Raw genomic sequence first — 13,173 nt, 5'->3', positions numbered from 1 at the left:
TCAGCGGAACAGGCCGCGCCGCGCGAACAGCGGGGCATCGCTGCTTTCAAACAACGGCTCGACGGTCAGGTGGATCGCATCGACGTCGCGCACGGCGCGCGCCGATCCCATGATCAGGGGCACACGCTGATGCGGCGTGCGTGCCGACAGTTCGAGAATGCGCGACCGGCCGTTCGACGCGGCGCCGCCCGCCCATTCCATGATCAATGCGATGGGATGCGCCTCGTACAGCAGACGCAACCGGCCTTCGCGGTAGCCCTGGCGCGCATCCGCCGGATACAGGAACACGCCGCCGCGCATCAGGATGCGGTAGGCTTCAGCAACCAGCGAGCCGATCCAGCGCATGTTGAAGTCCTGCCCGCGCTCGCCGTTCACTCCGGCGAGGCACTCGTCGATGTAGCTGCGCACCGGGCCGCTCCAGTGCCGACGGTTCGAGGCATTGATGGCGAATTCCGAAGCATCCTGCGGCACGCGCAGATCGCGCGCGGTCAGGACGAACTCGCCACTCCGCGGGTCCAGCGTGAAACAGTCGACGCACTGGTCGAGCGCCAGCACCAGCACGGTCTGCGGACCATAGATGAAGCAGCCGGCGGCACATTGCGCCGTGCCGGGCTCGAAGAAGGTCGAGATGACGTCGTTTCCTTTCGGCCGGATCGAGAAGATCGTGCCGATCGAGATGTTGTTTTCGAGATTGGCGGATCCATCGAGCGGATCGATCGCGACGCAGAGCGGCGCGTCGGGATCGAGCGTCTCGGGCAGTTCGACTTCCTCCGACAGCACTGCGGCGACCGGCGCGGCGCGCAGCGCGTTCCGCATCAGGTCGTCGGCGACGATGTCGATGGTCTTCTGACGATCGCCGTCGGGATTGACGCCGCCGCTCTCGCCGCCGACTCCGGCGAGCGGCCCGGCGGCAATGATGCGCGAGAGCTCGATCGCGGCGCGCGCAAGGGCTTCGATCACCACAACGGTCGCGGCGCGCAACGGGTTGTGCTGCGCGGGCCACTCCAGATGGGCATGCAATGCAGGACGAATCTCCACCGGCCTCTCCCTATGATCGCGCCCTCTGTCCCGAGGCTTCGAGAGGCGACCTCAGGGGAGTCGCCTTCGCCCTATCAACGCGCGAATTGCCCAATTAGGGAAATTTTATTATCTTTGGTCCGGGCAAAGTATTTCTTATGGAGCTTGTCATGGCCGGCAACTTCTCGCGGGATCTCACCATCCGCCAGCTGCGCGCACTGTCGACCTTGCACGAAGCCGGATCGATCACGTCGGCCGCCAACCGGTTGAACCTGACGCAGCCCGCGGTGACGCTGCAGCTTCGCAACCTGCAGGCGCTCGCGGGGTTGCCGCTGATCCAGCGTACCGGCGACGGCATGGCGCTGACGGATGCCGGCGCACATGTGCTGACGCTGGTCGAGCGGATCGAAGCGGCGCTGAAGGATTGCGAGCAGTCGCTCGACATGATCGCCGGCCGCAGCGGCGGCCGCGTCGCGATGGGCGCGGTCTCCACCGCGAAATACTTCGTGCCGTTCGCGATCGCGGCGTTCTCGCGCCGCTTTCCCAAGATCGAGGTCACGCTCAGGATCGGCAACCGCGAGGAGATTCGCGACGCGCTGCGCGGCTATGATCTCGACATCGCGGTGATGGGCCGGCCGCCGGCCGACGTCGAGGTCGAGATGAAGCCGCTCGGCCGGCATCCGCACTTCATCGTCGCCGCGCCCGATCATCGGCTGGCGCGGCGGCGGCACGTCGCCCCGTCGGAGCTCGCCAACGAAACCTTCATCACTCGCGAGCAAGGATCGGGGACGCGGATGTTGATGCAGCAATATTTCGAACGGGTCGGGCTGGAGCCGAAACTCGGCATGGCGATGGACAGCAACGAGACCATCAAGCAGGCGGTGATGGCCGGGCTCGGCATCGCCTTCATCTCCCAGCACACGGTGTTCCATGAGCTGGAGGACGGCCGACTGGTGGTGCTCAAGGTGAAGGGCCTGCCGATCGTCCGGCAGTGGCACGCGATCAGGCGCGCCGACAAGATCCTGCTGCCGCCCGCGCAGGCCATGCTGGATTTCCTCGGCAAGGAGGGCTGGCGCTATCTGCCGAATTCAAACTAGCGCCCGGGCGACGCCGCAACGCCCGATCGAGCCAGAAAATCGAGGTGGCGCCGTATGTTAGGCATTGAAGTTCCACGAAACGCGTGTCACATCTGGGCTGCGGTCACCCGGCGGACCGCACCCTGCGAGGGAGGTTGAACTGCAGAACCAGTCCCCGCCGACGCCCGACTTCAAGGCGTTATTCGAGGCGGCGCCCGGCCTTTATCTGGTGCTGACGCAGCCCGACTTCCGCATCGTGGCAGTGAGCGACGCTTATCTGCGCGCCACCAAGACCGAGCGCGCCGCGATCCTCGGGCGCGGGCTGTTCGAGGTGTTTCCCGACAATCCGGACGATCCGACCGCCGACGGCGTGCGGAACCTGCGCGCCTCGCTCGAGCGCGTGGTCCAGTTCCGCCGCCCCGACACCATGACGGTGCAGAAATACGATATCCGCAAGCCCGAGTCGGAGGGCGGCGGCTTCGAGGAACGCTATTGGAGCCCGCGCAATTCGCCTGTGTTGGGGCCGAACGGGCAGTTCACCTACATCATCCATCGGGTCGAAGACGTCACCAGCTTCATCCAGCTGAAGCAGCGCGGTGCCGAGCAGGACCAGCTGACCGACCGGCTGCGCGAGCGCACCGAGCAGATGGAAGCGGAAATCTTCATGCGCGCCCGCGAGGTCGAGGCCGCCCGCGAACAGCTCGAAGCCGAGCAAAAGCTCCGCCAAGTGCAGAAGATGGAGGCCGTCGGGCACCTCTCCGGCGGCATCGCCCACGACTTCAACAATATCCTGACCGTCATCACCGGCCTGATCGACATCCTCGCCGAAGCCGTCGAGCACGACGCCGCGCTGTCGTCTGTCGCCAAGATGATCACCGATGCGGCGTTTCGCGGTGCCGAAGTGACCAAGCACCTGCTGGCCTTCTCGCGGCTGCAGCCGCTGCAACCGCGTGAAGCCAATCTCAACACGCTGGTGCAGGACACCGCGCGGCTGCTGCGCCCCTCGCTTGGCGAGCAGATCGAGATCGATACCGCGCTCGAGCCCGATGCCTGGCCCGCCTTCATCGATCCGAACCACATGGCGACCGCGCTGCTCAATCTCGCGGTCAATGCCCGCGATGCGATGCCCGACGGCGGCAAGCTGATGCTGGAGACCAGCAACGTCATCCTCGACGAGGTTTATGCCGTCGCCAACCCCGACGTGCGGGCGGGTGAATATGTGATGGTCGCGGTCAGCGACACCGGCGGGGGCATCCCGGCGGGGATCCGCGACAAGGTGTTCGAGCCGTTCTTCACCACCAAGGACACCGGCAAGGGCACCGGGCTCGGGCTCAGCATGGTGTACGGCTTCATCAAGCAGTCCAACGGACACCTCAAGATCTATTCCGAAGAGGGCCACGGCACCTCGATCAAGCTCTATCTGCCGCGCAGCAGCGGCGACATGATCGACGTCGAGCCGCCTCCTCCGGTCGACACGCGCGGCGGCAATGAATCCATCCTGGTCGTCGAGGACGATCCGCTGGTGCGCAATTATGTCAGCGCCCAGCTCGAGCAGCTTGGCTATCACACCATGGTCACCGCCAACGGCCCGGAAGCATTGGCTGCGGTCGACAACGGGTTCGTCTGCGACGTGCTGTTCACCGACGTCATCATGTCCGGCGGCATGAACGGCCGGCAGGTCGCCGATGCCGTGATCGCCAAACTGCCCTCGGTGCGCGTGCTCTTCACCTCCGGCTACACCGAGGACGCGATCATCCATCACGGCCGCCTCGACCCGGATGTGACGCTGCTGCCGAAGCCCTACCGCAAATCCGATCTCGCGCGGATGATCCGGCAGGTGCTGGCCCAGCCGCCGGCGGCGGCAATGGGCAAGTGAGGCGGGGCGTCACGCGTCTCCGTTCTGCTTCTTGATCTGGTCGGCCGGCACCGCGCATCCGGACAAGAACAGTGCCGCGCAGGCCTTGGCGCGGGCCTCGATCTGCGCCCGCGACGGCGGCGGCCTGTGGCCGTACATCACGTCGCGTTGCGGCTGGAACACGAGCATGCCGAGCAGCATGCCCGCAGCAGCCTGCGCGTCGTCCACCGCGATCCGTCCCCTCCGCTGCTGCACGCCGAGCCACGCAGCGAGCGCGCCAAGCGTCCGCTGCATCGCCTTCTCGTAGAACATCTCGGCGATGTCGGGAAATTTGTCGCTGTCGGCCAGGATGATGCGCTGAAGCGCGATGACCTCGGCATCGAGAATCAGCTCGCCACAGCTCGAGAGTGCGGCCTCCAGTGCCGCCGCGATATCGCGGCCGTCGCAGGCGCCGAGATTTACGGCCGATATGAATCGGTCCATCCGGTCCGTCACCGTGCCCTCGAACAGCGCCAGCTTGGTCGGGATCAGCCGATAGAGTGTCTTGGTGGAGACGCCAGCGCGGCAGGCCACGTCGGCGATGTTGGCCGCAGCGAAGCCGCGCTCGGAGAACTCGCGCCGCGCGGCGTCATAGATCAGCGCGCGCGTCTCGTCGTCGGAACGCAGCTGCGGCCGCCCGCGGCCGCGCCGCGCCGGTGCGCTTTGCTCAGTCTGATCCTTGTCATTCCGGTTCATCCGCGAGCCATGCTTTTAAATGATGCCTGTCATTCTATTGACACTCCCAATATGGGCCCTATTTTGGAAAATATCAAGTTTCCTAATTAGTCCCGCGGGCGTCGGCCGAAATTGGCAAGACATTCCAGCAGGATAGACGGATCAGGAGCGCCGCCATGAGCCAGCATGAGACATCATTCAAGGCCGAAAGCCAGGTCCCGGCCGAGACCGCCAGGCAATTGATCACCAATCCGGAGGCCGCCAAGCCGCCCGCCGCCAAGGGCAGGCTTCGCCGCCTCCTGCTGGCCGGCGCGGCGTTCGCCGTGCTTTCGGGCGGCGCCTGGTACGGCTGGGATTACTGGACGGTCGGCCGCTTCCAGGTCTCGACCGACGACGCCTATGTGAAGGCCGACAACACGACGATCGCACCAAAAGTCTCCGGCTATCTCAGCGCGGTGCTGGTCGGCGACAATGAGCATGTGCGCGCCGGCCAGATGCTGGCGCGGATCGACGATCGCGATTTCAGGGTCGCGCTGGATCAGGCCAAGGCCGATGTTGCCGCCGCCGAAGCCGCGATCGCCAGCAAGCATGCGCAGCTCGATGTGCAGCAGTCGGTGATCGAAGCGGCACGCGCGACCCTTGCCGTCGACACCGCGACGCAGACCTTCGCCGAGCAGGAGAACAAGCGCTACACCGACCTCGCCGGCACCGGCTTCGGCAGCGTGCAGAACGCGCAGCAGGCGCAGTCGCGCTACGCCAGCGCACAGGCCGCCATCGCCCGCGATACCGCGAACCTCGCCTCCGCGCTCCGTCAGGTGGAGTTGCTCAAGGCCGACATTGCCCAGGCGGTCGCGGCGCAGGCACGGGCGACCGCGCTCCAGCATCAGGCCGAGCTGAACCTCGGCTACACCACCATATCAGCCCCGATCGACGGCGTGGTCGGCAATCGTACCCTACGCACCGGCCAGTTCGTCCAGGCCGGCACGCAGCTGATGTCGCTGGTGCCCGCCACCGGCGCCTATGTGATCGCGAACTACAAGGAGACGCAGCTCACCAACGTCCGCAAGGGTCAGCCGGTCGAGATCGCCGTCGACATGTTCCCGGGACAGGTGGTGCGCGGTCATGTCGACAGTCTCGCGCCCGCCAGCGGCCAAGAATTCGCGCTGCTGCCGCCTGACAATGCGACCGGCAACTTCACCAAGGTGGTGCAGCGCATTCCGGTGAAGATTGCGCTCGACGCGACGGCGGTCGAATTGCGGCCCGGCATGTCGGTCATCCCGACCATCGCAACCTTGTCGCAACCCGGCGAGGCGCCGCGCTCCAGCGCCTCTCCCAAGCTCGCTGTCGCCTCATTCAAATAGGTGATGTCATGTCCGATCTCGCGCTCTCCTCCCCTTCTGCTGCGCCCCGCGCGGCAGCAGCAGCGGCCGATCCCAACCGCGCCAGCATGGCGGTCTGGATTTCCATCGTCGCCGCCATGATCGGCGCCTTCATGGCGATCCTCAACATCCAGATCACCAACGCCTCGCTGCTCAACATCGAGGGCGGCATCGGAACCGGCGTCGACAACGGCTCCTGGATCTCGACCTCCTATCTGATCGGCGAGATCGTGGTGATTCCGCTGACCGACTATCTCAGCCGGGTGTTTTCCTTCCGCAAGATCATCATCAGCTTCGCCACCCTGTTCGCGATCTTCTCGGTCGCCTGTGCCTTCACCCACGACCTGCCCTCGATGATCGCGATGCGCGGCTTGCAGGGTTTCTTCGGCGGCGTGCTGATCCCGATGGCCTTCACGCTGGTCTTCACCAAGCTGCCGAAGGCCCAGCAGCCGGTCGGCCTTGCCATGTTCGCGCTCGCGGTGACCTTCGCCCCCGCGATCGGCCCGACCATCGGCGGCTACCTCACCGAGAATTACGGCTGGCAGACCATCTTCTTCGTCAATGTGATCCCGACCGCGGTGATGGTCATCACGCTCTACTTCACGCTGGAACGCCAGCCGATGCAGCTGCATCTGCTGCGCGAGGGCGATTGGCTCGGCATCGTCACGATGGCGATCGGCCTGTCATCGCTGCAGGCCGTGCTCGAGGAAGGCAACAAGAACGACTGGTTCGGCTCGCCCTTCATCGTCAAGCTCGCGGTGATCGCCGCCGTCAGCCTCACTCTGTTCGTCTGGATCGAGCTCGTCGTCGAGAAGCCGCTGATCCGGCTGCGCCTCCTGACCCAGCGCAGCTTCGGGTTCGGCACCATCTCGGCGGTGTTCGTCGGCTTCGCGCTGTTCGGCTCGGTCTACCTGCTGCCGGCCTATCTCGGCCAGGTGCAGCGCTACAACGCCGAGCAGATCGGCCAGGTGCTGGCCTGGACCGGCCTGCCGCAGCTGATCCTGATCCCGCTGGTGCCGAAGCTGATGCAGCGTTTCGATCCGCGCTTCATCGCCTTCACCGGCATGATCCTGTTCGCGGTCTCCTCCTTCATGAACATCGCGATGTCGCTCGATTACTCCGGCGACCAGTTCTTCGTCCCGAACATCGTCCGTGCGATCGGCCAGGCGATCATGCTGGCCCCGCTGTCGGCGGTCAGCCTCGGCAGCGTCGCCCCGCAGGATGCCGCGGCGGCCTCCGGCATCTCCAACATGATGCGCAATCTCGGCGGCGCGATCGGCACGGCGCTGCTCGCCACCATCGTCACCAAGCGCGAGCAATTCCACTCCAACATCATCGGCCAGTCGGTCGACCTCGGCCGCGAGGAAGTGCGCACCCGGATCGCCGAGGTCACCAACTACTTCCTCAGCCACGGCATCTCCGATCCGGCGACCGCGCACCACCAGGCCATCGTGGCGCTCGGCAATATCGTGAAGCGCCAGGCCCTGGTGCTTGGTTTCAGCGACACCTTTGCCGTGATCGGCATCGTGCTGGTGTTCGCCGCGATCGCGATCCTCTTGACCGGCAAGCCGAAGAACGCGGCCGGCGGCGGCGCGGCGCATTGATTTGTCGGGCGGCGGCCGCTGGCCGTCGCCCTCCTCCTTTTGCTTGTCAGCTTGCTTCTCGCAGCTTGAAGCGCTGGATCTTCCCGGTCTGGGTCTTCGGCAGCGCCTCGACGAAGGCAATCGCGCGCGGATATTTGTACGGCGCGATCGTCGCCTTGACGTGATCCTGCAACAGCTTGACCTCGACATCGTCGCAGCGCGCACCCTGCTTCAGCACGATGAACGCCGAGACGATCTGCCCCCGCTCCTCGTCGGGTGCGCCGATCACGGCGCACTCCGCGACATCGGGATGGCCGAGCAGCGCGGCCTCGACCTCGGGGCCGGCGATGTTGTAGCCCGCCGAGATGATCATGTCGTCGGCCCGCGCCACGAACGACAGCCGGCCGTGCTCGTCGCGGACGAAGGCATCGCCGGTGATGTTCCAGCCGTCGCGGACATATTTGGTCTGCCTCGCGTCCGCGAGATACCGGCAGCCGGTCGGGCCGCGCACCGCCAGCTTGCCGACCTGGCCCGCCGGCAGCTCGTTCATGTCTTCGTCGACGATCTTCGCCTCGTAGCCGGTGACAGGCGTGCCCGTAGTGCCGCCGACGGCGCTGCCGGTGCGGTTGGTGATGAAGATGTGCAGCAGTTCAGTGCTGCCGATGCCGTCGAGGATCGGCTTGCCGGTCTTCCTGGTCCAGCTCTCGAACACCGGCGCCGGCAACGTCTCGCCGGCCGAGACGGCGAGCCGCAGCGACGACAGATCGGCGCCCTTGTCCATCGCGGCCATCATCGCTCGATAGGCGGTCGGCGCGGTGAAGCAGATCGTCGCCTTGTAGGTTTCGATGATCCGGATCATCTCGCTCGGCGCCGCATTCTCCAGCAGCGTCGCGGTGGCGCCGAAGCGCAGCGGGAAGATCGCGAGCCCGCCGAGGCCGAACGTAAACGCAAGCGGCGGCGAGCCGACGAACACATCGTCGGGTGTGACCTTGAGCACCTCCCTCGCATAACCATCGGCAACGATCAGGAGATCACGGTGAAAGTGCATGGTCGCCTTGGGCTCGCCCGTCGTGCCCGACGTGAAGCCGAGCAACGCGACGTCGTCGCGGCCGGTCTTCACCGCATCGAACTTGACCGGCTTGTTCAGCGCGATCCGGTCGAGCTCGGCATCGTGGTTCTGCGTGCCGTCGAAATTGACGACCTGCTTAAGGAATTTGCTGGTCTTGGCGCAGGCCACCAGTTCATCCGCGATGCGGCTGTCGGTCAGTGCCAGCGAGATCTCGGCCTTGTCGACGATCTTGGCCAATTCGCCGGCGCGCAGCATCGGCATGGTGTTGACGACGACAGCACCTGCTTTTGTTGCAGCAAGCCAGGCCGCGACCAGCGCCGGGTTGTTGCCCGAGCGGATCAGCACGCGATTGCCGGGCTTGACGCCGTAATTCTCCACCAGCGCATGCGCCAGGCGGTTCGACCAGTCGGTCAATTCCTTGTAGGTGCGCTGGCGGCCGTTGCCGATCAGCGCGATGCGATCGCCCATCCCCTGTTCGACGATGCGGTCGGTCAGCTCGACCGCGGCGTTGAGATAATCCGGATATTGAAATTCCGGCCGGTCGAGCAGCAGCCTGGGCCATTGCGCTGATGGCGGCAGGTTGCGCCGCGCGAAATCGTCGACATGCCCGGATGGGCCGAGCCCGGGAAATTCACCTGACATTCGATTGCCCCTCACTTTCCATCTAGAAAGGCCAAGACCAACGTCGAGAAGAACAAGGACGCCCGGCAGCGTTCCAATCGCCAATCATTTTATACTTAAAATAATTCGGCGCAAGCCTGGAAATCGCGCGGCAATCGCCGGCCGATCCTTCAGAACCTCAGATTTGCGTAAGCTGCCCCAGCCGCGCGACCATCGCCGAGCCCGGGTCGGCGAGCGGCGCGATCGCGGTGAAATGATTGGCGTCGGGCACAACGCCGAACCGCGTTGCAACGCCCGCTTTGCCCCAGACATCGACGATGGTCCGGCTCTGCCGGTGATATTCCGCGCTCTCGGCGCCGCCGACGACGGCATCGAGCGTTGCGCCCGCAGGCGGCGTCCAGGACAACGGGCTCGCCGCCCGTGCTGCGGCGCGGTCGAGGCCAAGCGCCTTGTTGATGGAGGTGCCGACCAATGGCTCAAGCTCGAACAGGCCGGAGATCGCGTAAGCAGCCCTGACCAGGTCCTTCGGCAACGACGCATCATAGGCCGGCCAATCGGTCGCGAGCATGCATGCGGCAAGATGTCCGCCGGCGGAGTGTCCCGACACGACCAGCGGCCGGCTGAGCCTGGCCAGTTCGCGGCACGCCGCACGCATCTCGCCGATGATGTCGCCGACCGTGACATTGGGACAGAGATCGTAGCTCGGCACCGCGACGCTGATGCCGTGGCCGTTGAGCCCTCGCGCGCAGTGGCTCGATGACGAGCCGTCGAGCGCCTGCCAGTAGCCGCCATGGATGAAGACCACGAGCGGGCCGTCACGATCGCCCTCGAACAGGTCGATGACGTTGCGGCTGCCCCGACCATAGGTCAGCCGCCGCGGCGGATGCTGCTCGCGATAGGCCGCAGAGTCCCTCGCCCAGCCGGCCATCAGCGCCGGATTTTCTGGCACCCGCGCCCGGTTGTTGTATTCGACCTCGTAATCGACCTCGGTCACGGCTTAAGCGCTCCTCGCCTTGGCGGAGCGCTGCGCCGAGCCCTTGGCCTTGGCGAGCAGCCGCATCAGTTCGCGGATATCCTTCGGCGAGAGATCGCCGAAGATATCCGCGATCCACTTCTCGTGCTCGGCGGCCATCTTGCGGAATTCGGCGCGGCCGAGCTTTGTGAGCCGGATGAACTGCACGCGGCGGTCCGTCTCCGAGGTGCGGCGGTCGAGATGGCCTGATTCAACCAGGCGCTCGACCAGCCCGGTGACGTTGCCGTTGGATACCATCATCCGCTTCGACAGGTCCGACAGCGTCATGCCGTCGGACACCTTGTCGAGTTGGGCCATCAGATCGAAGCGCGGCAGCGTGACGTCGAACTTCTCGCGCAGCCGGCTGCGCACCTCGCCTTCGATCAGCGTGGTGCAGGTCAAGAGGCGCAGCCACAGCCTGAGCTCGGTGCCGTGATCGTCGGGCAGTTCGACGGCTTTGGTTTCGGAATCGAGGATCATGCGGCGATCGTGCCTCCGCGGCGGGTTCCGGTCGGACCAATTGCTTTGAGCTTCAAGCAATTCGCGGCGCCCCGCAAGGACAATTGCGAATCGTGCCTGATCCGTCTGGGCAATCCTGCAATTTCTTTAAACTTCAAGCAATTGGCGCGGCGCTTGCATGGGCTGCGCCTGCATGATGCGCGACGATCGCCCTGACGCGATGCCACATCGCTTGCGGCGCTTGCACGCGTCAGACTAAGCTGCGGCCAATTGGCTGAAGCAAAGCAGTGGTCGGGGAGAGACATGAAACAATTGACGAAGCTCGCGGGATTGGCGGCGCTGCTGGGTGTTGCGGTCACCCCGGCGGCCGCGCAGGAGAAGATCAAGATCGGCGTGCTGGTCACGACGTCCGGTCCCGCCGCGGCGCTCGGCCAGCAGGTCCGCGACGGCTTTGCGCTCGCGATCAAGGACCTCGGCGGCAAGATGGCCGGCCGCGATGTCGAGATCGTCAACGCCGACGACGAACTGAAGCCCGACGGCGCGGTGGTCAAGGTGCGCGGCCTGCTCGAGCGCGACAAGGTCGACTTCGTGGTCGGCCCGATCTTCTCCAACATCCTGCAGGCGATCCATCGCCCGGTCACCGACAGCAAGACCTTCCTGATCAGCCCGAACGCAGGCCCCTCCAGCTACGCCGGCAAGGAGTGCAACCCGTTCTTCTATGTGACGTCGTACCAGAACGACCAGGTGCACGAGATCCTCGGCAAGGTGTCGCAGGACCGCGGCTACAAGCGCGTCTACCTCCTGGTGCCGAACTATCAGGCCGGCCGCGACTCCGTCGCCGGCTTCAAGCTCGACTACAAGGGCGAGATCGTCGAGGAATCCTACACGCCGCTGAACACGCTGGATTTCCAGCCCGAATTGTCCAAGATCGCCGCGCTGAAGCCGGACGCGCTGTTCACCTTCATGCCGGGCGGCATGGGCGTTAATCTCGTGAAGCAGTACAAGCAGGCCGGCGCCACCGTGCCGGTGCTCTCCGCCTTCACCGTCGACGAATCCACCCTGCCCGCGCAGCAGGACGCAGCCGTCGGCATGTTCGGCGGGGCGAACTGGGCACCCAACCTCGACAACCCCCAGAGCAAGAAGTTCGTCACCGCCTATGAGGCGGCCTACAACGGCGTGCCCGGCACCTACGCCATGCAGGCCTATGACGCGGCGCTGTTAATCGACAGCGCGGTCAAGGCCACAAAGGGCGACCTCTCCAACAAGGACGCGGTCGCGGCCGCGCTGAAAAAGGCCGACTTCACCTCGCTGCGCGGTAACTTCAAGTTCAGCAACAACGGTTATCCGATCCAGGATTTCTACCTCACCAAGGTCGCGAAGCGGCCGGACGGCAAATTCCAGACCGAGATCGTCGAGAAGGTGTTTTCGAATTATGGCGATCGCTACGCCAAGGACTGCGCGGCAAAGTAAGGCACTCAAAGCGTTTTCGAGCGAAATGGGTATCGGTTCGCGTGAAGAAAACGCGTCAAATGGAGATCAAGAGACATGACGATGAAAGACGAGATCGCCGGCATCACCCGCGCCAATGAAGGCATCCAGGGCATTTCCTGGAGCATCCTCGGCCAGACCTACGTGCCGAAGAGCCGCACCGAGCATTCGTTCTCCTGGCACGCCACCTTCCCCCCGGGCACCTTCGTTCCTCCGCATATCCACCCCGACCAGGACGAGTACCTCTACATCCTCGAGGGCAAGCTCGACTTCATGCTCGACGGCGCCGACGAATCCGCAACTCCAGGCGATCTGGTTCGCCTGCCGATGGGCAAGCCGCACGGCATCTTCAACAAGTCGCAGCAGCCGGCCAAGACGCTGTTCTGGGTGTCGCCGACGCGGAGGCTCTACGACCTGTTCTGGGCGATCCACAACATGAAGGAGCAGAACCCGGATGACGTGGTGCGGCTCGCCGCCGAGCACAACATCCACTTCCTGCCGCCGCCTCCGGCGTAACGTCGGCACCGGCCTCTCTTCCGTCATCCTGAGGAGCGGCCACTTGGCCGCGTCTCGAAGGATGCACGGCCCCGCTGGTGGCCGTCGACCCTTCGAGACGGCCGCGTTGCGGCCTCCTCCAGCGACAAAGGCGAAGCCTTTGCGCGGGAGTGACGATGTGAGAATTGTAGCGGGCGGCCTCCGCACGCCGTCGTCCTGGCGAAAGCCAGGAGGTGGATTCACATTCGAAGTGCAACACTTGAGCAAAGGACTCGGCAGGCGTGCGGTAGTCAAGGCATTTGCGCGGGGTGTTGTTGTAGGCGGCGATGAACTGGCGGAATCTGGCGGTCGAGAGGGTTACGAGATCCGTCTTGCGGGGAATAAAGCGGCGCATCCTGCCGATGG

The 13,173-nt window shown here is 65.0% G+C and carries 11 protein-coding genes; 6 read left to right on the top strand and 5 right to left on the bottom strand.

Going from position 1 to position 13,173, the window contains the following annotated elements; all coding sequences use genetic code 11:
- Complete coding sequence (locus I6F38_RS20375; RefSeq protein ID WP_225161613.1) at positions 1-1,020, bottom strand: class 1 fructose-bisphosphatase; 1,020 nt, start codon at positions 1,018-1,020, stop codon at positions 1-3.
- A gap of 167 nt (positions 1,021-1,187) precedes the next feature.
- On the opposite strand from I6F38_RS20375, the gene I6F38_RS20370 reads away from it, so the two are divergent.
- On the top strand, positions 1,188-2,114 hold the full coding sequence (locus I6F38_RS20370; protein ID WP_028331483.1) for a LysR family transcriptional regulator: 927 nt from the start codon (positions 1,188-1,190) through the stop codon (positions 2,112-2,114).
- A 64-nt stretch (positions 2,115-2,178) separates the two neighbouring features.
- Positions 2,179-3,969 carry an ATP-binding protein gene (locus I6F38_RS20365; RefSeq protein ID WP_225161551.1) on the top strand — a complete coding sequence of 597 codons (1,791 nt, stop codon included), beginning with the start codon at positions 2,179-2,181 and terminating at the stop codon, positions 3,967-3,969.
- A gap of 9 nt (positions 3,970-3,978) precedes the next feature.
- Here I6F38_RS20365 and I6F38_RS20360 read toward each other — a convergent pair whose 3' ends face one another.
- On the bottom strand, positions 3,979-4,683 hold the full coding sequence (locus tag I6F38_RS20360) for a TetR/AcrR family transcriptional regulator (RefSeq protein WP_225161550.1): 705 nt from the start codon (positions 4,681-4,683) through the stop codon (positions 3,979-3,981).
- A gap of 155 nt (positions 4,684-4,838) precedes the next feature.
- Here I6F38_RS20360 and I6F38_RS20355 point away from each other — a divergent pair, with 155 nt between their 5' ends.
- Both I6F38_RS20355 and I6F38_RS20350 read left to right on the top strand, forming a co-directional pair.
- The gene (locus I6F38_RS20355; RefSeq protein ID WP_225161549.1) at positions 4,839-6,023 is read left to right on the top strand and encodes an HlyD family secretion protein; all 1,185 of its coding nucleotides are present in this window, start codon (positions 4,839-4,841) and stop codon (positions 6,021-6,023) included.
- A gap of 86 nt (positions 6,024-6,109) precedes the next feature.
- A complete protein-coding gene (locus I6F38_RS20350; protein ID WP_225161612.1) occupies positions 6,110-7,645 on the top strand; it encodes a DHA2 family efflux MFS transporter permease subunit in 1,536 nt (511 codons plus the stop codon).
- 46 nt (positions 7,646-7,691) lie between these two features.
- On the opposite strand, the gene I6F38_RS20345 is transcribed toward I6F38_RS20350, so the two are convergent.
- From I6F38_RS20345 to I6F38_RS20335, 3 genes are all read right to left on the bottom strand, one after another.
- The gene (locus tag I6F38_RS20345; protein WP_225161548.1) at positions 7,692-9,335 is read right to left on the bottom strand and encodes a benzoate-CoA ligase family protein; all 1,644 of its coding nucleotides are present in this window, start codon (positions 9,333-9,335) and stop codon (positions 7,692-7,694) included.
- Positions 9,336-9,492: 157 nt separating this feature from the next.
- Positions 9,493-10,308: an alpha/beta hydrolase gene (locus I6F38_RS20340; protein WP_225161547.1), complete on the bottom strand. Its 816-nt coding sequence runs from the start codon at positions 10,306-10,308 to the stop codon at positions 9,493-9,495.
- Positions 10,309-10,311: 3 nt separating this feature from the next.
- Positions 10,312-10,806 carry a MarR family transcriptional regulator gene (locus I6F38_RS20335; RefSeq protein WP_016845834.1) on the bottom strand — a complete coding sequence of 165 codons (495 nt, stop codon included), beginning with the start codon at positions 10,804-10,806 and terminating at the stop codon, positions 10,312-10,314.
- Between the two features lie 282 nt (positions 10,807-11,088).
- Here I6F38_RS20335 and I6F38_RS20330 point away from each other — a divergent pair, with 282 nt between their 5' ends.
- Positions 11,089-12,255, top strand: coding sequence for an ABC transporter substrate-binding protein (locus I6F38_RS20330; protein WP_225161546.1), 1,167 nt, complete (start codon positions 11,089-11,091; stop codon positions 12,253-12,255).
- 81 nt (positions 12,256-12,336) lie between these two features.
- Positions 12,337-12,789: a cupin domain-containing protein gene (locus tag I6F38_RS20325; RefSeq protein WP_026192554.1), complete on the top strand. Its 453-nt coding sequence runs from the start codon at positions 12,337-12,339 to the stop codon at positions 12,787-12,789.
- The last annotated feature ends 384 nt before the right edge of the window (positions 12,790-13,173 follow it).

The organism is Bradyrhizobium sp. BRP56 (assembly GCF_020194035.1).
Lineage (GTDB): Bacteria > Pseudomonadota > Alphaproteobacteria > Rhizobiales > Xanthobacteraceae > Bradyrhizobium > Bradyrhizobium australafricanum.
The sequence above is the reverse complement of the archived record's forward strand: the minus strand, read 5'-3'. Positions and strand labels throughout refer to the sequence as shown.

What these genes read in the sequence shown, in the direction of transcription:
- I6F38_RS20370 (WP_028331483.1), top strand. Translation starts at nt 1,188, where the DNA reads ATGGCCGGCAACTTCTCGCGGGATCTCACCATCCGCCAGCTGCGCGCA.
- I6F38_RS20360 (WP_225161550.1), bottom strand. Translation starts at nt 4,683, where the DNA reads ATGAACCGGAATGACAAGGATCAGACTGAGCAAAGCGCACCGGCGCGG.
- I6F38_RS20355 (WP_225161549.1), top strand. Translation starts at nt 4,839, where the DNA reads ATGAGCCAGCATGAGACATCATTCAAGGCCGAAAGCCAGGTCCCGGCC.
- I6F38_RS20350 (WP_225161612.1), top strand. Translation starts at nt 6,110, where the DNA reads ATGGCGGTCTGGATTTCCATCGTCGCCGCCATGATCGGCGCCTTCATG.
- I6F38_RS20345 (WP_225161548.1), bottom strand. Translation starts at nt 9,335, where the DNA reads ATGTCAGGTGAATTTCCCGGGCTCGGCCCATCCGGGCATGTCGACGAT.
- I6F38_RS20335 (WP_016845834.1), bottom strand. Translation starts at nt 10,806, where the DNA reads ATGATCCTCGATTCCGAAACCAAAGCCGTCGAACTGCCCGACGATCAC.
- I6F38_RS20330 (WP_225161546.1), top strand. Translation starts at nt 11,089, where the DNA reads ATGAAACAATTGACGAAGCTCGCGGGATTGGCGGCGCTGCTGGGTGTT.
- I6F38_RS20325 (WP_026192554.1), top strand. Translation starts at nt 12,337, where the DNA reads ATGAAAGACGAGATCGCCGGCATCACCCGCGCCAATGAAGGCATCCAG.